General features: G+C 65.0%; 18 protein-coding genes. 10 read left to right on the plus strand and 8 right to left on the minus strand.

The window, feature by feature from the left end:
• Nucleotides 1-15: 15 nt before the first annotated feature.
• The gene (locus tag LR961_RS15605; RefSeq protein WP_232150859.1) at nt 16-990 is read left to right on the plus strand and encodes an MBL fold metallo-hydrolase; all 975 of its coding nucleotides are present in this window, start codon (nt 16-18) and stop codon (nt 988-990) included.
• Between the two features lie 141 nt (nt 991-1,131).
• Here the strand turns inward: LR961_RS15605 and yihA are convergent, their stop codons facing one another.
• Nucleotides 1,132-1,767 (minus strand): ribosome biogenesis GTP-binding protein YihA/YsxC, encoded by a 636-nt coding sequence (gene yihA / locus LR961_RS15610; RefSeq protein WP_232150860.1) that lies wholly within the window; start codon nt 1,765-1,767, stop codon nt 1,132-1,134.
• Between the two features lie 214 nt (nt 1,768-1,981).
• Between yihA and LR961_RS15615 the strand changes: the two genes are divergently transcribed.
• The 4 genes from LR961_RS15615 to LR961_RS15630 all read left to right on the plus strand — a co-directional run bounded on the left by LR961_RS15615 (nt 1,982) and on the right by LR961_RS15630 (nt 5,277).
• Complete coding sequence (locus LR961_RS15615) at nt 1,982-2,767, plus strand: c-type cytochrome (protein WP_232150861.1); 786 nt, start codon at nt 1,982-1,984, stop codon at nt 2,765-2,767.
• Nucleotides 2,768-2,859: 92 nt separating this feature from the next.
• Nucleotides 2,860-3,507 (plus strand): thiol:disulfide interchange protein DsbA/DsbL, encoded by a 648-nt coding sequence (locus LR961_RS15620; RefSeq protein ID WP_232150862.1) that lies wholly within the window; start codon nt 2,860-2,862, stop codon nt 3,505-3,507.
• Nucleotides 3,508-3,638: 131 nt separating this feature from the next.
• Nucleotides 3,639-4,469, plus strand: a complete 831-nt coding sequence (locus LR961_RS15625) for a thiol:disulfide interchange protein DsbA/DsbL (protein ID WP_232150863.1) — start codon at nt 3,639-3,641, stop codon at nt 4,467-4,469.
• Between the two features lie 70 nt (nt 4,470-4,539).
• The gene (locus tag LR961_RS15630; RefSeq protein WP_232151170.1) at nt 4,540-5,277 is read left to right on the plus strand and encodes an endonuclease/exonuclease/phosphatase family protein; all 738 of its coding nucleotides are present in this window, start codon (nt 4,540-4,542) and stop codon (nt 5,275-5,277) included.
• 117 nt (nt 5,278-5,394) lie between these two features.
• Here LR961_RS15630 and LR961_RS15635 read toward each other — a convergent pair whose 3' ends face one another.
• Nucleotides 5,395-5,805 (minus strand): biopolymer transporter ExbD, encoded by a 411-nt coding sequence (locus LR961_RS15635; RefSeq protein ID WP_232150864.1) that lies wholly within the window; start codon nt 5,803-5,805, stop codon nt 5,395-5,397.
• Between the two features lie 189 nt (nt 5,806-5,994).
• Between LR961_RS15635 and LR961_RS15640 the strand changes: the two genes are divergently transcribed.
• Together LR961_RS15640 and LR961_RS15645 are read left to right on the plus strand one after the other, a co-directional pair.
• Nucleotides 5,995-7,935, plus strand: a complete 1,941-nt coding sequence (locus LR961_RS15640) for a transglycosylase SLT domain-containing protein (protein ID WP_232150865.1) — start codon at nt 5,995-5,997, stop codon at nt 7,933-7,935.
• Between the two features lie 123 nt (nt 7,936-8,058).
• Nucleotides 8,059-9,279: a multifunctional CCA addition/repair protein gene (locus LR961_RS15645; RefSeq protein ID WP_232150866.1), complete on the plus strand. Its 1,221-nt coding sequence runs from the start codon at nt 8,059-8,061 to the stop codon at nt 9,277-9,279.
• A gap of 316 nt (nt 9,280-9,595) precedes the next feature.
• On the opposite strand, the gene LR961_RS15650 is transcribed toward LR961_RS15645, so the two are convergent.
• The 6 genes from LR961_RS15650 to LR961_RS15675 all read right to left on the minus strand — a co-directional run bounded on the left by LR961_RS15650 (nt 9,596) and on the right by LR961_RS15675 (nt 16,546).
• Entirely contained in the window at nt 9,596-10,459 is an 864-nt protein-coding gene (locus LR961_RS15650) for a hypothetical protein (RefSeq protein ID WP_232150867.1), read from the minus strand.
• A gap of 412 nt (nt 10,460-10,871) precedes the next feature.
• Entirely contained in the window at nt 10,872-11,942 is a 1,071-nt protein-coding gene (locus LR961_RS15655; protein WP_232150868.1) for a DUF5009 domain-containing protein, read from the minus strand.
• A 17-nt stretch (nt 11,943-11,959) separates the two neighbouring features.
• Nucleotides 11,960-13,102, minus strand: coding sequence for an N-acetylglucosamine-6-phosphate deacetylase (gene nagA, locus LR961_RS15660; protein ID WP_232150869.1), 1,143 nt, complete (start codon nt 13,100-13,102; stop codon nt 11,960-11,962).
• Complete coding sequence (locus LR961_RS15665; protein WP_232150870.1) at nt 13,102-14,130, minus strand: SIS domain-containing protein; 1,029 nt, start codon at nt 14,128-14,130, stop codon at nt 13,102-13,104. The genes nagA and LR961_RS15665 overlap by 1 nt, the downstream gene beginning before the upstream one ends.
• Before the next feature lie 6 nt (nt 14,131-14,136).
• Nucleotides 14,137-15,213, minus strand: coding sequence for a LacI family DNA-binding transcriptional regulator (locus LR961_RS15670; RefSeq protein ID WP_232150871.1), 1,077 nt, complete (start codon nt 15,211-15,213; stop codon nt 14,137-14,139).
• A 43-nt stretch (nt 15,214-15,256) separates the two neighbouring features.
• Nucleotides 15,257-16,546, minus strand: coding sequence for a sugar MFS transporter (locus tag LR961_RS15675; RefSeq protein ID WP_232150872.1), 1,290 nt, complete (start codon nt 16,544-16,546; stop codon nt 15,257-15,259).
• A gap of 368 nt (nt 16,547-16,914) precedes the next feature.
• Here LR961_RS15675 and glk point away from each other — a divergent pair, with 368 nt between their 5' ends.
• The 3 genes from glk (at nt 16,915) to LR961_RS15690 (ending at nt 23,198) form a co-directional block, all read left to right on the plus strand.
• Nucleotides 16,915-17,949, plus strand: a complete 1,035-nt coding sequence (glk, locus tag LR961_RS15680; RefSeq protein WP_232150873.1) for a glucokinase — start codon at nt 16,915-16,917, stop codon at nt 17,947-17,949.
• Between the two features lie 76 nt (nt 17,950-18,025).
• Nucleotides 18,026-20,689, plus strand: coding sequence for a TonB-dependent receptor (locus LR961_RS15685; protein WP_232150874.1), 2,664 nt, complete (start codon nt 18,026-18,028; stop codon nt 20,687-20,689).
• Nucleotides 20,690-20,891: 202 nt separating this feature from the next.
• On the plus strand, nt 20,892-23,198 hold the full coding sequence (locus tag LR961_RS15690) for a family 20 glycosylhydrolase (RefSeq protein WP_232150875.1): 2,307 nt from the start codon (nt 20,892-20,894) through the stop codon (nt 23,196-23,198).
• Nucleotides 23,199-23,308 lie beyond the last annotated feature (110 nt).

Consider the following 23,308-nt stretch of genomic DNA (forward strand, 5'->3'; position numbering starts at 1 on the left):
TCCCCGGAACCTGCCATGCGTTTGCCTCCCCGCCGTCACCTTGCCGCCGCCCTGCTGCTGGCCGTCTGCAGCCACACCGCCTTCGCCACCACCACGCACGTGCCACAGCAGCAGGTGCCCGGTGTCTATCACCAGCAGATAGGTGAATTGCAGGTCACCGCGTTGTTCGACGGCACGGTCGCACTGGGCCGGCAGGAACTGGTCGGCATCGACGCGGGCGCCGTCACCCGCCTGCTCGACCACCGCTACGTGCCCGAGGACAGCAAGGGCCTGCAAACCGCGGTCAACGCCTATCTGGTCCAACGCGGCAACCGCCTGACCCTGGTCGATACCGGCACCGCCAAGTGCTTCGGCCCTGGCCTGGGCCAGGTGCTCGGCAACCTGCGTGCGGCCGGCTATGCGCCTAGCGATGTCGATGACGTCCTGCTCACCCACGCCCATCCCGACCACCTGTGCGGCCTGCTCGATGCGCAGGGCAAGGCGGCGTTCCCGAACGCCACGGTGTGGCTGTCGCACGCCGACGCGGCCTATTGGCTGGACCCTGCCAGCGAAGCCAGCGCACCGCAGGGGCTGCGCTTCGCCTTCAAGCTGGCCCGCGACGCGGTCGCACCGTATGAAGCGGCCGGCACGTTGCGGCGCTTTGGCACGCAGGACCCACTCCCAACTGGCATCCGCGCATTGGACAGCCACGGCCACACGCCGGGCCACGTGTCGTACCGGATCGACAGCGGTGCCGGACAACCGTTGCTGGTGTGGGGCGACGTCGTGCATTTCCACGCGGTGCAGTTCGCACAACCCGATGCCGCCTACGAGGCCGACAGTGATCGCAATGCCGCCATCGCCAGCCGCCGCCGGATGATGGCCGAAGCGGCCGACAACGGCTGGTGGGTTGCCGGCGCGCACCTGCCCTTCCCGGGGCTGGGCCATGTCCGTCGTCAGGATGGCGCGTTTGCCTGGGTGCCGGCCGAATTCATGCCGCTCACGCCTTGAAACGCTGTTCTGCCCGCCCACGCACAACCGAAACCTCCCTTCTGCGCGGCAGAAGGGAGGACTGGGAAGGGGGGGCTCCAGACGGGAGCCTCAAAAGACCGGGAGCGCACTTGGCGTCGTCCCGGCCAATGAAGCACCAACTCAGCCCTGCGGGGCTGCTTCTTCCTCTGCCGGCGGGTTCAAGCCCAGCCAGCCACCGATGATTCCGCGGGCTTCGTCCACGCCAAGGCGCGATTCGCCGGAGAAGACCTGCACGCTGACCGTATCGCCGAAGGCCGACTGCAATTCCTTGCGCACCTTCTGCAGGGCCTGCATCTGCTGGCCACGGCCAAGCTTGTCGGCCTTGGTCAGCAGGGCATGCGCCGGCAGGCCGCGCTGCACCGCATAACCGAGCATCTGCCGGTCGTAGTCCTTGAGCGGATGACGGATATCCATCACCACCACCAGGCCTTTGAGCGCCTGGCGGGTACGGAAATACTGGTCGATGAAGGCCTGCCAGTGCGCCTGCAGTTCCAGCGGCACTTTGGCGTAGCCGTAACCGGGCAGGTCGACCAGGCTCGCCTCGGGCGTGACCTGGAAGAACACCAGCTGTTGGGTACGGCCCGGCGTCTTGGAGACACGGGCCAGCGCGTTCTGGCGGGTCAGCGCGTTGAGCGCGCTGGATTTACCCGCATTGGAGCGGCCGGCAAATGCCACTTCGGCCCCTTCATCGGCCGGCAATTGCCGGGCGTTGTGGGCGGAAAGCAGGTAACGGGCGCGTTCGATGAGCAGTGACATACCGCATAGGATCGCATGTTGCGGCGCCGCGCGTTGCTTTCAGGCCTGCTCAGGGCCGCTGCCCGCCGGGCCTGCCAGCTGCGGCCCAAGCCATCGCCCGGCCCGTGCGGCCTGTCCAAATGCTGCACTGCTGCGTTGACCCTGCCTTGAAACGCCGTTGATAATCCGGGCGATGCCGGCGCGACGCCCGGCCCGGTCCACACGGAGCTTCAGCATGCGCCATGCTCGTGTTCTTGCCGTTACCGCGTTAGTCGTTCCTGTTATTGCCGCCGTTGCCTTTGCCCAGAGTTCTGTCATCCCGGTGCCGGACAACGCACCTGTGCAGACCGCTTCGCTGGACGTGGATTTCAGCAAGACCAAGCCCGGCGATGCCAAAGCCGGTGAAGCCCTGTCGGCCACCTGCACCGCCTGTCATGGTGCCGATGGCAATTCGCCGGTGGACATCTACCCGCGCATCGCCGGCCAGAGCGAACGCTATATCGCCAAGGAAATCGCCCTGATCGCCAACGGCCAGCGCAATGAAGGCGCGGTGGCGGCGATGGTGCCCTTCGTGCAGACACTGACTCCCCAGGACATGCGCGACCTCGGCGCCTTCTTCGCCACCCAGAAGAGCGGCGCCGGCGTAGCCGACGATGCGGTGGTGGCCGATGGCCCCTACGCAGGCATGAAGTTCTACGAAATCGGCCAGAAGCTCTATCGCGGCGGCGATGCCAGCCGCAACATTCCGGCCTGCATGGCCTGCCACGGGCCCACCGGTGCCGGCAATCCCGGCCCGGCCTATCCGCATGTCGGCGGCCAGTACTCGGGCTACCTGGTCCAGCGCCTGGAGCGCTACCAGTCCGGGCAGACCCAGGAGACCGATGCCGCCCAGTTCAAGATCATGGCCGAGGTCACCCACGCGTTGACCGGGCAGGAAATCCAGGCACTGGCCAGCTACATGCAGGGCCTGCATGATCGTACTGATGATGCCAAGCTGATGGCCGCAGCCGCACAACCCTGACCCGCGCCGGTCGCCCCGGCGGCCGGTGCAACCGCTGTCGCAGACACGCCGACCGCGAGGTCGGCGTCTTTTTTCCCCGGAGATTCCCCACGATGAAGCTGTTTTCCCGAATCCTGCCCCTGCTGCTGGCGCTGATCCCGTTGACCGCCTGCTCGGCCCCCAACGCCGCCCCCGTACAGGGCCAGGACTACGAACTGATCGCCCAGCCGGGACCGTTCGCGCCGCTGGCCGGCAAGATCGAAGTGGTGGAAGTGTTCGGTTACACCTGCCCGCACTGCGCCAACTTCGAGCCGCAGGTGGAAGCCTGGAAGGCCAAGTTGCCGGCTGACGTGCGCTTCACCCCGGTGCCGGCCGCCTTTGGTGGCTACTGGGATGCCTACGCCCGCGCCTTCTATGCCGCCGAACAGGTCGGCGTGCTCGGCCGCAGCCATGGCGACGTGTTCAAGGCCCTGCACCAGGACCGCAGCCTGCCGATGCAGAGCGTTTCGCCGCAGGAGCTGGCCACCTTCTACGCCAACTACGGCGTGGAGCCGCAGCGCTACATCGACGCGCTGCGCAGCCCGCAGGTCGACGAGAAGATCAAGAACGCCCGCGCTTTCGCCATGCGCGTCCAGATACCTGGCACGCCAGCGATGATCGTCAACGGCAAGTACCTGATCACCGCACGCAGTTTTGAAGACACCCTGCGCGTGGCCGACGCCCTGATCGCCCGCGAGCGGGCCGCTGGCAAGGGCCGCTGAGCCCTGCCCAACCCGGGCTGGACCACGCGCTGCCGGTTCAGCCTTTGCAACCCATAATGGCATCATGCGCGCCCGCGGTCGTGCTGCTGCGGCCTGATGCACCAACGAATCCACGCTGGAGATCCCACCCGATGAAGATCCGCTTCGCCCTGGCCCTGACGGCCCTGATTCCGCTGATGGTTGCCTGCAAGGCCCAGGACGGCACCGCCGAAACCACCGCCCCGGCCGCCACCACGCCGGCCGCCGCCGAAGCCGCACCGGCTGCGACCCCGGCTCCGGAAGCTGCTGCCGCCGAAGGCGCCACCCCGGCCGCAGCGGCCGACGCCGCCAGCACCGACGCCGCTGCCAACACCCCGGTGCCTGCCCCGGCACGTCCGGTGGGCCCGGAGCCGGTCGCCGGCACCGACTACGTGGTCATCGAAGGCGGCCAGCCGTTCCAGCCGGCCACCGGCAAGATCGAAGTGGCCGAGATCTTCGGCTATGTCTGCCCGGCCTGTGCCCGCTTCCAGCCGCTGGTCGGCTCGTGGAAGGCCGGCCTGCCGGCTGACGTGAACTTCGTCTATGTGCCGGCCGGCTTCGGCGGCATCTGGGACAACTACGCACGTGCCTACTACGCCGCCGAAACCCTGGGCGTGCAGGAGAAGACCCACGATGCGCTGTACGCCGCCATCCACATCGATCAGACCCTGAAGGGCGAGCGCGGCACCGACTCGGTGGAAGACATCGCCAACTTCTACGGCAAGTACGGCGTTGACCCGAAGACCTTTACCGACACCATGGGCAGCTTCTCGGTGGCCGCCAAGGTCAACCGCGCCAAGCAGTTCGCCCAGCGCAGCAAGATTGGCGGCACCCCTTCGGTGATCGTCAACGGCAAGTACCTGGTCAAGGGCAAGGGCTTTGAGGACATGCTCCGCATCGCCGACCACCTGATCGCGCGCGAACGCGCCGCCAACGCCAAGTAAGGTATCAAGGGCCTCGGACACGAGGCCCTTCGGTTTCAATGTCGTGAAGAACCCCACACAAACCCTGCGGCTGCTGACGGCCAACATCCAGGCCGGCTCCAGCACCCGCCGCTACAGCGACTATGTGACCCGCAGCTGGTCACACGCGCTGCCTGCGGGCCAGAAGCGCTCCAGCCTTGACGCCATCGCCAAGCTGGCGAGCGGCCGTGACATCGTGGGCCTGCAGGAAGCCGACCCCGGCAGCCTGCGCTCGGGCTTCACCAACCAGACCCACTACCTGGCGCAACGGGCCGGCTTCAATTACTGGAGCCACCAGCCCAACCGGCGCATGGGCGGAGTTGCCTCCAGCGCCAATGGCCTGCTCAGCCGGCTGGAGCCGGTGGAAGTACAGGACCATGCCCTGCCCGGCCGCCTCGGTGGCCGCGGCGTGTTGCTGGCCCGTTTTGGCGATGGCGATGAAGGCCTGACCGTGGCCGTGGCGCATCTGTCACTGGGCATGAGCTCGCGGCTGTCGCAGCTGGATTTCATTTCCGACCTGCTGGTGGACAAGCCCAACGCGGTGCTGATGGGCGACTTCAACTGCATGGCCGACCGCCCGGAAATGCGCGTGCTGTACCACAAGACCCGGCTGCAACCGCCGAGCTGCAACGTGCTGACCTTCCCCAGTTGGGGGCCGGACCGGGCCATCGACCACATCCTGATCACCGACAACCTCAAGACCATGGATGCGCGCGCCGTACCTGCGGCGCATTCGGATCACCTGGCGGTGGAAATGGAAGTGCAGGTGCCGTCCAACAGCCTGCGTTGAGTCCACCGCGCACAACGCAAACCCGATCATGACGAAGGCCGGCATTGCCGGCCTTCGTCATTTCCGCCGCCACCATCAATGCAGCAGCCGCAACTCACGCCAGCTGCCGCCGCGCCCTCAACGCACGAAGCTGATGCGCTCCATGTGCGCGTTGTTGGCCGCTGCCAGCACCTGCGCCATGACTTCGTACTGCGCGTCCGGCGAGGCATCGATGCGCAGTTCGGGCAGGTTGCCGGCGTGCATCTGCGCCTGTTCCAGCAATTGCTCCTGCATCGCCTGCCGCGACAGCACCTGGCCATTCCAGTACAGCTGGTTGTCTGCATCCACGCGCAGTTCGATCGGCGGTGGCGGATCGGGACGCGGAAGCACCCGCTCGCTGCGTTGCGGCAGGTCCACCGGAATGGGGATGGCCACCATCGGCGCGGTGACGATGAAGATGATCAACAACACCAGCATCACGTCCACCAGCGGTGTGACATTGATGTCGGCCAACGGACGTCCGGAATTGCCTGCTGCACTGAATGCCATGTCCAGTTCCCCCAGGGCGAGGCCGGTTGCCTCGTGGCCAACGCTACTCCTGCCGCGTGTTCATGCCGCACGTTGGAGTGTTCCGTTCAGCTTGCGTTCGTGCCGATCGCTCGCAATGCACGCCGGCCTGTTCATGTGGCAGTCGGCGTGTCGCTCTGCCGTTGACGCCCTGCCCGTTATCCTTCGGCCATGAAGCTACTTTCCCTGATGCCATTGGCCGCCATGACGTTGTTGGCGTGCACTTCCGCCGACGCCCAGAACCTGGACGCGCAGCGCGCCGCCATGCGCGCGGCCATCGACAATGCCGAGCGCGGCCAGTTCGATGCCAACGCCGTCGGCGCACTGCGCAACCACCCGCTCTACGGCTGGCTGGAATACAGCGCCCTGCGTCGCAACATCGACACGCTGAGCAACACCCAGGCGCAGGACTTCCTCAAGCGCTACCAGGGCCAGGCGGTAGCCGAGACGTTCCGCTCCGCGTGGCTACCCGCACTCGCGCGGCGCCAGGATTGGCCGACGTTGCTGGCCAACTGGAAGCCCAGCAACGATGCCGGCATGCGCTGCGCCGAGCTCAATGCCCGCCAGGCCACCGGCAGGATCGATGCGCAATGGACCAGCGATGCACAGGCGCTGTGGCGCAGCAGCGGCAAGTCGCTGCCCGATGCCTGCGATCCGGTGTTCGCTGTGCTGGCCAGCCGTGGCGAACTGTCACCGTCGCTGCGCTGGGAGCGCATCGATGCCGCCGCCGACGCCCAGCAACCGGCGGTGATGCGCGCCGCCGCACGCGGCCTGCCCGCTGCCGAACTGACGCAGGCCAATGATTACGCCGCCTTCGTCGACAAGCCCGATGCGCGCGCCTTGAACTGGCCGAAGAACGAGCGCAGCCGACGCATCGCCACCGACGGCCTGGAAAAGCTGGCCAAGGCCGATCCAGGCGCCGCCGAACAGCAACTGCCGCAGTACGCGCAGGCGCTGGGCCTGAGTGCCGACCAACAAGGCAAGGTGCGCTACGAGATCGCGCTGTGGACCGTCGCCTCCTATCTGCCCGATTCGGCGCGCCGGTTGGCTGCGGTTCCCGAATCGGCCTATGACGAGCGCCTGCACGAATGGCGTACCCGCGAAGCCATGTCACGCGGTGACTGGCCTGCGGCATTGGCGGCGATCCGCAAGATGCCGGCCAGCCAGCGCAACGACTCGCGCTGGCGCTGGTTCGAAGGCCGCCTGCTGGAGAAGACCGGCAAGTCTGCCGAGGCAACCGCGCTGTACCGCGCCGCTGCCAGCGAGCCGACCTTCCATGGCTTCCTTGCCGCCGACAAACTCAAGCAGCCCTACGCGTTGTGCCCGTGGAATCCGAATGACAGCGCGCAGGCCAAGGCCGCCGTCGCCCGCGACCCGGCCCTGGTACGTGCGCTGGAGTTGAACAGGATCGAGCGCCCCAGCTGGGCCGCGCGCGAATGGGCCGATGCGCTGACCCGTTTCGATGACACCCAGCGCCGCCTGGCGGTGGAAGTGGCCAGCAAGGACGGCTGGTTCGACCGTGCCGTGTTCGCGCTCAAGGGGCCGCAGGAACAGCGCCTGTACACGCTGCGTTTCCCGCTGCATCACGACGAGACCATCCGCCGCGAAGCGGCGCGCAATGCCCTGGACCCGGCCTGGGTGGCCGCCGAGATTCGCGCCGAGAGCATCTTCAACCCGAAGGCGCGCTCGCCGGCCAACGCGATGGGACTGATGCAGGTACTGCCTGCGACCGGCGCCAGCGTGGCCAAGAGCATCGGCCTGAGCGGCTATGGCGGCGCGGCCAGTCTGTATGACTCGGACACCAACATCGCCATCGGCACTGCTTATCTGCGCCAGCTGATGGACAAGTACAACGGCCAGCCCTACGTCACCATCGCCGCCTACAACGCCGGCCCGACGCCGACTGCGCGCTGGCAATCGCAGCGGCCGAACTTCGACCCGGATTTCTGGATCGAGACGATCAGCTACAAGGAAACGCGCGAGTACGTCGCCCGCGTGCTGGCCTTCAGCGTGATCTACGACTGGCGCCTCAATGGCAACGCCCTGACCTTGAGTGACCGCATGGTCGGCCGGATCGATGGCGCACGGAAGAACTTCGTCTGCCCGCAGTAGAGCGGAGCCATGCCCCGCTGAGGCTTCACTGGTAATGCCCCTGCCACAAGCGTGGCCGGGCGCCACCTCAAGTGCCGAGCATCGCCCGGCACTCCATTCACGCACTCCTGTTCTAATGCCGACATGAAGATCTATCTCGTAGGCGGCGCGGTCCGCGATGCACTGCTCGGCCAGCAGCCCGGTGACCGTGACTGGGTGGTGGTCGGCTCCTCGCAGGCGGAAATGGAAGCACGCGGCTTCAAGGCCGTCGGCAAGGACTTCCCGGTATTCCTGCACCCGGACACCGGCGAGGAGTACGCACTGGCGCGCACCGAACGCAAATCCGGTCGCGGCTATCGCGGCTTCGTGGTCGATGCCGATCCCTCGGTCACGCTGGAAGAAGACCTGCAACGCCGCGACTTCACCATCAACGCCATCGCCCGCGATGAGGAAACCGGTGAGCTGGTCGACCCGTGGGGCGGCGTGCGCGATATCGAGCAGCGCGTATTGCGTCATGTCGGCCCGGCCTTCATCGAAGACCCGCTGCGCGTGTTGCGCGCGGCCCGCTTCCTGGCCCGCTTCGCACCACTGGGCTTCACGCTGGCACCGGAAACCGCCGCATTGATGCGGCAGATGGCCGACAGCGGCGAGCTGGATGCACTGGTGCCCGAGCGCATCTGGCAGGAACTGCGTCGCGCCCTGACCATGAAGCAGCCGTCGGCGTTCCTGCGCAGCCTGCATGACACCGGCGCGCTGGCCATCATCCTGCCGGAGGTGGACGCGTTGTACGGGGTCCCGCAACGCGCCGAATTCCATCCGGAAGTGGATACCGGCATCCATCAGGAAATGGTCAGCGACATGGCCGCCAAGCTTGCACCAGGCGATGACCTGATTGCCTTCGCCGCGCTCACCCACGACCTGGGCAAGGCACGCACGCCCAAGGACGAACTGCCGCGCCACATCATGCATGAGCAGCGCGGCCTGAAGCCGCTGGCCGCATTGTGCGAACGCCTGAAGATTCCCACCGATCACCGCCTGCTGGCCGAAGCCGTATGCCGCGAACATCTCAACGTGCACCGCATCGATGAGCTGCGCGATGCCACCGTGCTGGAGCTGATCCAGCGCTGCGACGGCTTCCGCCGGCCAGAGCGCATCGCACAGATGGCGCTGGTGTGCGAATGCGACAAGCGTGGCCGCACCGGTTTCGAGGACAGCGACTACCCGCAGCGCGCCACCCTGCAACGCCTGCACGCCGCCGCCTTGGCGATCAACGCCCGCGATATCGCCACCGAAGGCCTACACGGCCCGGCCATCGGTGAAGCGTTGAAGAAGGCGCGGATCGATGCGATCCACAGGGCGCGATGAGCACCCTTCCATGCAGGCAGAGAAGACGCGAAGCACGATCTCGGTACACACACGCCGCCATCCAATCAACCAGACCCACGGGCCGGGATGTGATCCCGGCTCATGGCTCTTGATCGCGGCATACACCTGCGTCTTGTAGGAGCGACGTAAGTCGCGACACTGGCAATACCGTACAAGCACCGCTGATTGCCAATGCGCGATCTTGTGCGAAGCGCAGCACTGCAAGCCTCGCGGCTTACGCCGCTCCTACTAGGAGTCATGCAAGTGCCTGCCGAGCTTGGCTCGGCTCTACGATGATGCGGCCCCTTGCCTCAACTCACCCTTCGCCAGACGCCGGTGCTGCCGGCAAGGAATCTTGTATCGGTGCCTGCGCATCATCGCCCGGAGCCTCCACAGCGGCGCTAGGGGATTCGGCACCCGGCTCCGCCGCATCTGCAGCTGTAGCTGTAGCCATGGCCATGGCCGTAGCCGTAGCCGTAGCCGTAACCGGCACTTCGCGCATTGGAACTACGGCCAGCCAAGTGGGGATCAACTCGGCAAACTGGGCCGCGCACTGTTCGACATAAGCGAGCCGCGCGGATTTTACGCCGGCGAATTCGGCATCGGCCCATGCCTCGTAGCCCTGTACTACCGGCTCCGGCGCACATTCGACGCTGCCATACGTCTTGCTTGCCTTGAAGAAGCCGCGCGACGGCCCCTTGAGCGTCAGGCTGGTGCGATAGCGCAGTTCGTATGGCGTCTTTTCTTCGTCCAGCTCCTGGTAAAGCAGCACCCAATCGCCACCGATCAGGCTGACCGTCACCGGCTCCTGCGGCGCCTGTTCCGGATGGGAGGCCTGCCATTGTTCGATCCGGCGACGCACTTCGGCCAGCAACAGATCCCGGCCTGGATTGGGGATGTCCCTGACCTTCTCGCCATGCAACTGCGACTTCTTGAAACCTACTCCGCCGATACCACCTGCCAGCACACCGGTCAGCACCTGCAGACCGATGGCCTTTCCAGTGTGCTCACGGCGCACCACGCGCAGTACCTCGTCACCGTTGTTGCGGCCGCCGTCACCGGCATTGAGTACACCGAATTCATAGGTGAAGGCCGGTTCAGTGGTCGAATCTTCAGCCTGCGCGTTGCAGGCGAACAATGTGGCAGCCAGCAACGCTGCCTTCGTCGAAACCTTGATCATGAAATTCCCTTTATTGACATTGCGTTCCTCTCCCCAGTCCAGGGGCCGATGAATCAATCGGCCACAGGCTCAGAAACTGGAGTGCATTCGGCACATTGGCCTCAAGCGTGGCTTTGATAGCCGCTCTGAAGCGCAGGAGCAAGGCTCGGGAGCACCCTTTAGCGTGTTGGCCAGATTCCCTTGCCAATCACTGCTGGAACGGCTGCGTGGCCATTGCCGTCGGCAAGCGTGTCTCCGGCAAACAAGCAGGCGACGAGATACCGGTCTCTGCCATTGCAACTGCGACCATGCCTGGGCCGGTGCACAGACTGCGTCGCGCCTGAGACTGCTTTTCCATGGGCGCGCAGACAGTGTCGTCAACGCCCCTGCCGAGCATGGCTCGGCACTACCCCGATGCGCAGTGCATGGGCTTTCAGACCTTCAAATAAATCCTGCGCCGGTCCATCCATGCCATCGGCAGCCACCACAGCGCGACGAACGCCAAGGCCATCGCCAACGACGCACCCTGCGCGCCGGCCAGCGGTGTGATCCAGCGGTCGAACACGTGCGTGTACAGCCAGCCCCAGCTGCCGCCGGCCATCATCGCCAACACCATTGCTGAAGAACCGGCATATGCGGTGATGGCGTTGACACCGAAGCGACGGCCCAATGCGGGCCACTGGCGCTGGTCGATCAACGCATGCGCCAGCCACAACGCGAGCAATGCCCAGCCTGCGGTCCACAGCACGTAGGACGGCGTCCACAGGTTCTTGTTGAACGGCAGCCACTGCGCCCACAACACGCCCAGGCCAAGCAACGTAACGCCAGCAACCGGCAATCGCTTGGTTTGCCCGCTGCGCAGCAAGGCACCGGCATGCAGACCGATCAGGGTCGAAGCCAATGCCCCCAGCGTAGATACCAAACCTTCCGGATCATGGCCGTGGCCAGTGGCTGCGTCGTACTGGTACAACAGCGATCCAAACAACGCAGTATCCACCCGGCTCGCCAGATTGAGCCACGGTGCCAACGTCGAACCAGCTGACAGCAGCGCTGCATAGCCGATCAAAAGTGCCAGCAACAACGCCCATTGCAGGCGCGGACGCAGCCAGATGGCCACTACGCCGACAAAGGCAAAGCAGATGCCGATACGCTGCAAGACGCCCCACGGCCGATAGTGCGCCAGCTCCAGCCACCACCACGCAAGAAAGTGCAGCAACAGGCCAAGGCCAAGAATGCGCAACGCGCGCATAAGCACCGTGCGCGTCAGCGCGCCACGATCCGCGCCCTGCTCCACGCGCGGCACCACACCCAGTGCGATGGAAACGCCGACGATCACCAGGAAGAACGGAAACACCAGGTCGGTCGGCGTGCAGCCATGCCACTCGGCATGCAGCAGCGGTGCGTAAACGTGGCTCCAGCTGCCGGGGTTGTTGACCAGCAGCATCGCCGCGACAGTGATGCCACGCAGGGCATCCACCGATGCAAACCGAAGGGGCTTGTTCATGCCGGAAGCTGCTGCGATCAGTCGCGCTCGCCTGCGATCCAGGTCGCCTGCACCTGCAGGTCCTGGTCCAGCAGCACGAAGTCGGCCTGATAGCCCGGCGCGATATGCCCGTAACGGTCATCCAGACGCAGGAACTGCGCCGGATACGTCGATGCCATGCGCGAAGCCTCTGCCAGCGGCAGGCCGAGCAAGTCCACCGTATTGCGCACGGCGGTGGCCATGTCCAATGCCGAACCGGCCAACGAACCGGCCGCGTTGCGTACCACGCCGTCCACGGCGGTGATCACTTCGCCATACAACTCGAACGCCGGATTGTCGGAGCCCACCATCGGCATCGCATCGGTGACCAGGAACACCTTGCCGCGCGGCTTGGCCGCCAGCGCGACACGCAGGCTGGACGGATGCACGTGCACGCCATCAACGATGACGCCGCACCAGCTGCCGGCATCTTCCAGCGCGGCACCCACCGCGCCCGGCTCACGGCCCAGCAGCGGTGACATCGCGTTGTACAGGTGGGTGAAACCGGTGACGCCGGCATCGAGACCTTCGCGGATCTGCTGATACGTGCCTGCGGTATGGCCGGCGGCGACGATGGCGCCATTGGCCACCATCTGCCGGATGGTTTCCACCGGCACGCGTTCGGGTGCAAGCGTGATCAGGGTGACGCCGTTGTCCAGCGCGGTGGCCATGCGGACTTCGTCGGCATCGGGTACGCGGAACTTCCCGGCATCGTGCGTACCCTTGCGCGCGGGTGCGATGTACGGGCCTTCCAGATGGATGCCCAGTACACCAGGCACGCCCGCATCGATGGCCTCACGCGTGGCCTGCACCGCACGCGCCATCACCTCGGCATCGTCGCTGATCAGCGTCGGCAACATGCCGGTGGTGCCGAAGCGGCGATGCCCCGCCATGATGGTGCGCAGCGCATCCACGTCGGTCTGGTTGTTGAACAGCGCACCGCCGCCGCCGTTGACCTGCGCATCGATGAAGCCTGGCATCAGCCAGCCGCCGTCCAGGTCCACCTGTGCGTCGGCCGCACTGACAGCAGCGTCATCGGCGGCGAGCACCGCAACGATGCGGCCGTCTTCGACCAGCACCGCGACGTCGTCACGGAAGTCATCGCCGGCAAGAATCCGACCGTTGCGCAGTACCGTTTTCATCAGACCGTTTCCGTGACCTTGTTCAGATGCGGCGGCAGGTCCGGGTTGTGGCCACGACGCAATGCCAGTGCGTTGATCGCGCGGTAGAAGCTCTGGATGGTCAGCAGCGGCGCGCACAACGCATGCGGCGCGGCGACAGTCGGCAGGCTGCCGCCTTCACCGGCCAGCCATACCTGCGCGCCACGCGCGGCGAACTCGTCTGCCACGGCCTTGGTGCCGGTGCCGGTTTCATCGGGCTGGGCGAAAGCCAGCACCGGGAAGTCCTTGCCCACCAGCGCCATCGGGCCGTGCTTCACTTCGGCCGAGCTGTAGCCTTCGGCATGCAGGCCGCAGGTCTCCTTGAACTTGAGCGCGGCTTCCTGCGCGGCGGCCAGGCCCGGGCCACGGCCGAGCACGAACAGGTTGTGCGCATCGACCAGACCATCGGTCAACGACGTCCAGTCGCATTCCCAGGCCTTGGACATTGCCGCCGGCAGCGCATCGAGCGCGGCAATCAGCTGCGGGTCGTTCTTCCAGTAGGCGCCCAGCTGCAGGATCGCCGCCAGCGAGGCCAGGTAGCTCTTGGTAGCCGCAACGCTGCGCTCGGCGCCGGCACCCAGCGGAATCACCGTATCGGCCAGCTGCGCCAGCGGTGAATCCTCGACGTTGACCAGTGCCACCACGCGCGCGCCGCCGGCCTTGGCCGCTTCGGCATTGCGCAGCAGGTCCGGGCTTTTGCCAGACTGCGAGATCACGATGTACAGCGCGCCGCGCACCTGCAACGGCGCTTCGTAGACCGAACCCACCGACGGCGATGCCGAGGCCGTCACCAGGCCCAGCTGCGTCTCGAACAGGTATTTGCCGTAGGTTGCCGCGTGATCGGAACTGCCCCGTGCGCAGGTCACCACGAACGGTGGCGGGTTCTGTCGCAGGTCGGCGGCCAGGGCCTGCACCACATCGTGGTTGCGGGCGAACTGGGCGGCGATGACCGAGGCGCTTTCGGCGGCCTCACGGAACATCAGGGTTTCGGTCTCACTCGGCAGTGCCATGGATCGTTACTCGGAAAGGTCGGGGGGAGATGAAGGAGGGCGCGCGGGCTGCTGGCGCAGCGGCGCGGTGGAGCCACGCACCACCAGCTGCGGTACGAAGCCCTGGTTCTGCAGTTGCAGCGGCGTGTCGTCGTAGGCGTCGCTGCGCAGCTGGCTGATCAGCAGCCGCGCCGCGTGCCGGGCGATGTCGCCGGTCGCCTGCTTGGCGGTGGTCAGTGCCGGCCACGACTGGCGCGAGAACGGGCTGTCCTCGAAGCCGGCAATGGACAGGTCATACGGCACGTTCAAGCCGGCCGAGTTTGCTGCGGCCAACACACCGGCGGCGATTTCGTCGTTGGAACCGAAGATGGCGGTGGGCGGCTCACGCAATGCCAGCAAGCGACGTGCACCACGGAAACCATCGTCGAAGGTGTAATCGCCCGGAATCACCAGGTGCTTGTCCAGCGGGATGCCGTAGTCCTTCAACGCGGCCTCGTAGCCTGCGTAGCGCTCGCCGCTGGAATGGTGCGACGTACCGCCCCACAGGAAGCCGATGCGCTGATGGCCAAGCTGGATCAGGTGTTCGGTGATTTCGTAGGCGGCATCGCGGTCGTCCACGAACACGCACGGGCCATCGCCCGGGTCCTCGGTGGCGGCGATGATGCGCACCGTCTTGATGCCGCGCGCATTGAGCGCGGACACCAGTTCCGGGCGTTCGGACATCGGTGCGGTCAGCACCAGCCCCGCCAGACGCGAGCGCTGTACCCAGTCGGCCAGTTCCTCGGCCAGCATCGGCGAGGTCGAGTCACAGGGATGGATCTGCAGGCCGAAGCCGGTTTCGCGGCAGGCCGACAGCACGCCGTTCTGCACGCCGATGATGTGGTACGGATTGGGGTTGTCGTACACCAGCCCGATCACGAACGTGGTGTTGCTGCGCAGGTTGCGCGCGGCGGGGTCCGGTTCGTAGTCCAGCTCAGCCACCGCCCGCAGCACGCGCGCGCGGGTGGCCTGCATCACCGAAGGCTCGTTGTTGATCACCCGCGACACGGTCTTCAGGGAGACTTTCGCCCGCTCGGCGACGTCCTTGATGGTGGGTCTGCGCATTACCGGTTCCCGCGTTGGCTCGATGGTCGCCATGATGCTTGATTCAGGCGCCACGTGCCCTGCCCGCGTTGTGACCCACCGTGCCGAAGTACAGGATGTACAGGTAGCAGGGAATCATCAGCGCGGCGAACACCAGCTGGAAGTGTTCGGGGTACGCATGCTTGAGCAGGGCAAAGGCCTGCGGGATGATCGCGCCGCCGGCGATGCCCATCACCAGCAGCGCCGAACCGGTCTGGGTGAAGCGGCCCAGGCCGCGGATCGCCAGCGGGAAGATCGCCGGCCACATCATTGCGTTGGCAAAGCCCAGCGCGGCCACGAAGCCCACCGAGACGTAGCCGTGGGTGAAGAACGCCCCCAGGGTGAAGACCACGCCCAGTACCGCCGACACCGCCAGGTACTTTTCCTGCGAGATGAAGCGCGGAATCAGCAGCAGGCCGGCCACGTAACCGACCAACATCGCAAACAGCGTGTAGGAGGTGAACAGCTTGGTCTGGTCCAACGGCAGGCCGAAGGCATTGCCGTAGGTGCCGATGGCGTCGCCGGCCATCACTTCCACGCCCACATAGACGAACAGGCAGAACACACCCAGCCACAGGTGGGGGAACTGGAAGATGCTGTGCTTCTCGGCCTTGCCGTCGTTGGCCACGGCATTGGCCTGGTCCGGGCGGACCTCCGGCAACGGCGAGAACAGCACACCCACCGCCACCAGCAGCAGCACGCCGGCAATGACCATGTACGGCGTGTGGATCTTGGCCGCGAAGGTATTGAGCAGTTCGGTCTTGGTTGCCGCATCGGCGGCCTGCACCTGGGTTTCAAGGTCGCCGATGCCATGCAGCACCAGCGAGCCGATCACCACCGGCGCCAGGATGCCGGCCACCTTGTTGCAGATGCCCATCAGCGCGATGCGCTGCGCTGCGCCTTCAATCGGCCCAAGGATGCTGATGTAGGGATTCACCGCGGTCTGCAGCAGCGCCATGCCGCCGCCGATGACGAACAGGCCACCCAGCGCACCACCGAACCAGCGGCGGGTCGCGAACTCGCCGAAGGCCATTGCGCCGACCGCCATCACCGCCAGGCTCAAGGCCAGGCCTTTCTTCATGCCGGTGCGGTTGAGGATGAACGACGCCGGCAGTGCCAGGAAGAAGTAGGACAGATAAAACACCATCAACACGAGGAAGGCGGAAACCTCGCTCACGTCGAAGGCCAGCCGCACGAAGGTGATCAGCGGGCCGTTGATCCAGGTACAGAAACCAATGATGAAGAACAGCACGCCGACGATGGCGATCGACGAGGCCGTGCTGGTGCGTGGCGGAGAAGCGGAAACAGCGGACATGGGCAAGGCTCCTGCGGATGCGGGAAACGGCCCTGGCCGTCCGCGATTACGTGGGAACAACGTTGTCACATTTATGGTTTGCGGCTGACAGGTTTGTCAACAAGGCGTGTTCGCCATCCAGATGTGACCAAACGCTTGCATCGGCTGGCAAGCCCACAGGGATCAGGCTTTCTGCGGGAAAGCCCCTGTATTTGCGTAATAGACGTTATCTGATGCAACAAACGCGGTGAATGGCGGGTTTGCGCAGACACGCTGCAACGCAGCATCGAAAGTTGTAACTATTCGTTGACATCGTTGTCAGATCGATTACAGACTCGGCCCCCGAATGGTGCCCCTTTCGGGCGCTCCCCATGCCATAGGGAAACCGAGTGACTGCTGTCGTCCCCCCGCTACAGAGCGTCCGTCACGATTCCGCTTCCCGGCCCTTCTTCGCGGCGGACGTGGGCGGCACCCATGTCCGCGTTGGCCTGATCCAGGCCGGCGCCGGGGAAGGTTCGGGCATCGATGTGCTGGCCTACCGCAAGTACCGCAACGCCGAATATCCGGGCCTGGAAGCCATCCTGGCCGACTTCGCCAGCCACAACGGACAGGTCGCTGACTGCGTCATCGCCACCGCCGGCTATGCGCTGGCCGACGGCACCGTCATCTCGGCCAACCTGCCGTGGCCGCTGTCGTCCAACCGCATCCGTCAGGATCTCGGCTTCGAGGCGGTGCACCTGGTCAACGATTTCGAAGCCGTCGCCCACGCCGCCGCGCACATCAGCGCAAGCCAGGTGCTGCAGCTGACCGGCCCGGCCGAAGCGCCGCGCGGCCCGACCCTGGTCATCGGCCCCGGCACCGGCCTGGGCGCCGCGGTCTGGATCCCGGTCGGCAACCAGTCGGTGGTACTGGCCACCGAGGCTGGCCAGGCATCGCTGGCGGCCAGCACCGATCTGGAAATTGCCGTGCTGCAGCAGATGCTGCGCGAGCGCTCGCACGTGTCCATCGAACAGGCACTGTCCGGCCCCGGCCTGCTCAATCTCTACAACGCCCTGTGCGCAGTGCGCGGTGTCGCCGCCACGCACACCACGCCCGATGCGGTCAGCGCCGCCGCCTGCGATGGCAGTGACCCGCTGGCCGTGGAAACCCTGGAGCTGTTCTGCGGAATCCTCGGTTCGACCATCGGCGACATGGCCCTGCTCTACGGCGTGCAGGGCGGCGTCTACCTGGCCGGCGGCATCCTGCCAAAGATCAGTCAATTCCTTCTGAACAGCACCTTCGTCCAACGCTTCCTCAACAAGGGGCCGATGGGCAAGGCGCTGCAAAGCATTCCCGTGAAGCTGGTAGAGCACGGGCAACTGGGCGTCATCGGCGCCGCCAGTTGGTATCTGGAAAAGTCGGCAACAAAAGCCTTCGCAGCATAAGCAACAGATCCACCAGCACTACCCGCAGTTACGCGGCACCCCGGTGCCATTCAACCCGATGTTGAGGAGAGACAACATGCATCGCAAGACCCTGCTTTCGGCAGCGATCGTCAGCTGCCTTGCTTTCAGCGCCCACGCGCAGGAAGCCGCCCAGACCGCCACCGATCTGGACACCGTGACCGTCACCGGCATCCGCGCCAGCCTGCAGAAGTCGCTGGAAACCAAGCGCAACAACGATACGGTTTCCGAGTCGATCACTGCTGAAGATATCGGCAAGTTCCCCAACACCAACGCCGCAGAAGCCATGGCGCTGATGCCGGGCGTCACCATCGACCGTCGTTTCGGCCAGGGCGAGCGCGTCAGCATCGACGGCACCGACCCCAGCCTCAACCTCAGCTTCATCGACGGCCACCCGGTCGCGCAGGCCATCTGGCTGTATGGCGAGTCGCCGAACCGCGGTTTCGACTACACCATGCTGGCCCCCGAAGTCCTGGGTCGCCTGGAGATCATCAAATCCTCCGAAGCCCGCCTGCCCGAAGGCAGCCTTGGCGGCACGGTGCTGATGCAGTCTCGCAAGCCACTTGACATGGATGCCAACTCGATCAGTGGCTCGGTCGGCTACAGCTACAACGACCAGGCCGAGGCAGGCAGCCCGAACGTCTCGGTGCTCTACAGCTGGAAGAATGACGACTCCACCTTCGGCATCAACGTCGCTGCCCAGCGTCATGAAGAGAAAGTCGACCGCCAGGGTATCGAGATCTTCGGCTACAGCACCGTTGCCGACTTCGCAGCGGTCAATCCGAACGTCGCCGCACAGGTCGCCGCAGGCGAGCTGCGTCCGACCGACAAGGTTGCCCAGGAAATCAACGTCGCTTACTTCCAGCAGGAGCGCAAGCGAGACAGCGCCCTGGTGAACCTGCAGTTCAAGCCCAACGACCAGTTCGAAGGCACCCTGAGCGGCCTGTACATCAAGGAGAACTTCGACAGCTACAACCAGTCGATGTACAACTTCATGACGCAGAACAACTCGTCCATGCAGGCCGTCGACTACTTCAACCCGACCGGACCTGGCGGTTTCGTCACTGGCGGCCATACCAATGCCAACCCTGGCAGCGGTACCGGCATCATCTACGATAATCAGGTTCGCTTCTCCGAAGTCACCACCAAGGGCGTTGACCTGGACCTGCAGTATCGCGGTGATGGCTGGAAGCTGGGCGGCAAGATCGGCACCAGCAAGTCCGAAAACCCGAACATCAGCCAGTACCTGCTGGAGCCGGTCTATAGCGGCGCCTACTCCTGGGATTACCGCAAGGGCTTCCAAGCTGACGACCAGGCGGCTTACTACGATCCGGCCAACTGGGGCAATATCTTCGGCAACAATGGCGTGTTCAGCTCCGAAGCCGAAGATCGCTACGCCCAGCTCGACTTCAGCAAGAACTTCGACAGCATCTTCAACCAGCTGCTGGTCGGCGTGCGTCGCACCGAACACACCGAGAACTATGGCCTCGGTGTATATGGCGGCGTACGTACCGGCACATTGGCCGACGTAGGCACCATTGGTAACACCAACCTGCTCGGCAGCCTCGGCGGCGTCTTCGGCAACACCAGCCGCCACCCGCAGGTCGGTCAGGGCAACGTGATCAACTGGATCCACGGTAGCCCGGTCAATTACTCCAGGTCCGACGCGGCCAGCCTGCTGAACAACACCTGGGAACTGGAGCAGAAGACCACCGCTGCCTACACCCAGCTGAACTTCTCCAGCGGCGCCCTGCGCGGAAACGTCGGTCTGCGTTGGGTTCAGACCAAGACCGACAGCAGCGCCTACGTCTACGGCGATAACACGCCGGTGCTGCCGGCACCGGCTGACTGGTGGCAGACCAGCAAGAGCAAGAAGAGCAACATGCTGCCCTCGGTCAACCTGATCTATGACACCGGCGGCGATGTGGTCCTGCGCGCCTCCGCTGCCAAGGTCATCGCCTGGGCTCCGTACAACCTGATGTCGAACAACTTGTTCCTCAACGACACGATGATGACCGGCTCGGGCGGCAACCCCGATCTGGACCCGTACAAGGCCTACAACTTCAACCTGTCGGCCGAATGGTACTTCGCTCCGCAGTCCGTACTGGCTGGCTCGGTGTTCCTGAAGCAGACCCAGAACTACGTGTTGCAGACCCCGAGCGTGGAGCGCCGCTACAACTCCATGCGCGATAGCAACCCCACCACCTGGGCAACCACGGTCGGCTCGCATGGTTGTACCGCTGATGGTTTCTGCGACTACAGCGTGACCCGTCCGCGCAACGCCGGTGGCGCCAGCGTCCGCGGCTTCAACATCAACTACCAGCAGGCTTTTGCTGAAACCGGCCTTGGCCTGATCGCCAACTACACCTACGCAACGGGTGATACCGACGCTGGCAACAACATGCCTTACCTGTCGCGCAGCACCGTCAGCGTCAGCCCGTACTTCGAAAACGATCTGTTCAGTGTCCGTGTCAACTACAACTGGCGCAGCAAGTACGAAGGCGTGGGTTATGTTGCCGGCGCTCCGGCTGCAACCACCGCAGCGTATGCAGATCTGAGCGCCAGCTTCGGTTGGAACTTCACCGACAACCTGAGCCTGTCGCTGGACGCGATGAACCTGCTCAACGAGAAGTACAAGCAGTACGTGAGCCAGGAAGAGCAGCTTGCTGCGGAGTACTTCACTGGCCGCCGCTACATGGCCAGCCTGCGCTTCAAGTTCTGATCCATCCCGGCACGCAACATCGCCGGATAGCATGACGCGCCGGGCCTGGATCATTCCGGGCCCGGCGTTTCTTTTTGTGCCGCCATATGCAGCACAATCCAGCCCCGTAGTGCCGGGCCATGCCCGGCATCGCAATCCCCGCAAGCCAGGTATCTGCTGAGCGCAGCTCGGCACTACCGCCTTACAACAGGAGCTCCGCCCCATGACGAAGTCCCTCCGCTCGCGCCGTCGCGCAGTCCTGCTTGGCAGCTGCGTGCTGCTCGGCCTCACCTCGCTGCAGGCGTACGCCGCAGACAGCAGCGCACCGTCGCTGATCCCGCTGCCGGCCAGCTACCAGGCCGAAAGCGGCAAGGACTTCGTACTGAAGGACTCCGCCCGCGTCGGCGGCAACGATGAAGCCGCACGCCGCGTCGCCAACCAGTTCGTCGAACTGCTCAAGCAGAACGGTGGCCCGACCCTGGCTGTAGCCGAGAATGCCAGCAAGGCACAGATCCGCTTCCGCCTGGACCCGTCGGCCACCAACACCGCCGAAGGCTATGCGTTGAAAGTCTCCAACACCGGTATCGAAGTCAGCGCCGGGGATGACAAGGGCCTGTTCTACGGCGCGGTGACCGCAGCGCAGCTGCTCACCGACCAGACTCCCGGCCAGGTGGCCGCCGCCACCATCAACGACACGCCGCGCTTCGTCTGGCGCGGGCTGATGCTCGACTCGGCGCGTCACTTCCAGAGCCTGGACGAGATCAAGAAGCTGCTTGATGCGATGGCCCAGCACAAGCTCAACACTTTCCATTGGCACCTGACCGACGACCAGGGCTGGCGCATGGAGATCAAGCGCTACCCCAAGCTCACCGAAGTGGGCAGCTGCCGCGTGCCGCTGGGTGATGCCGGCCGCAACGAAGCCACTGGCCAGCCGCGCACCTACTGCGGTTTCTATACGCAGGAACAGATCCGCGAGATCGTCGCCTATGCCGCGCAGCGCCACATCCAGGTGATCCCCGAGATCGACGTTCCCGGCCATGCAACCGCGGCCATCGTCGCCTACCCGGAGCTGGGCGTCACCGATCAGAAGCTGGTCATCGACAACCAGTGGGGCGTGTTCCCCAACCTGTTCAACACCGAAGAAAGCACGATGCAGTTCCTGGAGAACGTGCTGCTCGAAGTGATCGAGATGTTCCCGGCCAAGTACGTGCACGTCGGCGGCGACGAAGCAGTCAAGGACCAATGGATTGCATCCAAACGCGTGCAGGCACACATGCGCGAGCTCGGCCTCAAGGACGAGATGGAAATGCAGAGCCACATGATCAAGCGCCTGGAGAAATTCCTGGAGCAGCATGATCGGCGCCTGATCGGCTGGGATGAAATCCTCGAAGGTGGCCTACCGCCGGAAGCCACGGTGATGTCCTGGCGCGGCACCGAGGGCGGCTTGAAGGCTGCCAGCGAAGGCCACGACGTGGTAATGTCGCCGGTTACCCACATGTACATGGACTACCTGCAGACCGAATCGCCGAACGAGCCGCCGGGCCGCCCGGCAACGATCCCCCTGCAGAAAACCTATGAGTTCGAGCCGGTGCCGGCCGAACTGGCCGCCGACAAGCGTTCGCACATCCTTGGCCTGCAGGCCAACATGTTCAATGAGCACACCCGCAACACCCGCAACCTGGAGCACAACCTGTTCCCGCGCGTGGCGGCGGTTGCCGAAACCGGCTGGAGCCCGCAGGACAAGCGCAACTTCAGCAACTTCACCCAGCGCCTGCCGCGCCAGCTGCAGCGCTACCGCGCGATGGATATCGCCTATGCGCAGACGCCGTTCCAGGTGGACCTGCGTGACAAGGGCGACCACGCCACCGGCAGCGTCGAAGTCGCACTGAACAATCCGCTCGGTTATCCGGTGCATTACACGCTCGATGGCAGCGCGGTCAGCAGCAGCTCGCCGCAGTACCGCCAGCCACTGCAACTGAAGGTCCCGGTGCAGGTGCAGACCGCGGCATTCTTCGACGGCAAGCCGCTGGCAGCCGCCAGCAGCTTCACGCTCAATGCCGATTCGCTGCTGGTACGCGAGGACACCCAGCTGGGCCTGTGCCCGACCGACGGCAAGCTGCTGCTGCGGCTTGAGGACGATGGCCCGGCCGAAGGCGAGCGCGAAGTGTTCAACGTCAACATCTTCAACCCGTGCTGGTTGTGGGAAGACGTGAATCTGTCGGGCATCGCCAAGATCAAGGTGCGCGCAGGCCGCATCCCGTACAACTTCCAGCTGGCCCATGACGAACCGGCGCGCAAGTTCGCCCCGGCGCGCAGCAAGCATGGCGAAATGGAGATCCTGGCCAACTGCGAAGGCAAGCCGCTGGCCTCGGTGCCACTGCCGGCCAATCCCGGTGCCGATGGCTTCCTGGAACTGGAAGCAGCAATCAGCGCACCGGCCGCACGTGGCGATCTGTGCGTGCGCTTCACCGGCGACACCCGCCCCAACATGTGGACGCTGGACTGGATCAAACTCGAACCGGGCAACTGACCAACACGTGTCGTAGATACACAGAAAGCCACCGCTTGCGGTGGCTTTCTGCTTTTGGACTTCTCTCCTCCCTGGCCCTCTGTCGCCATTGCCGCGCAAGCAGGAAATGA

Source organism: Stenotrophomonas sp. SY1 (genome assembly GCF_021202945.1).
In the GTDB taxonomy this organism is placed as follows: Bacteria; Pseudomonadota; Gammaproteobacteria; order Xanthomonadales; family Xanthomonadaceae; genus Stenotrophomonas.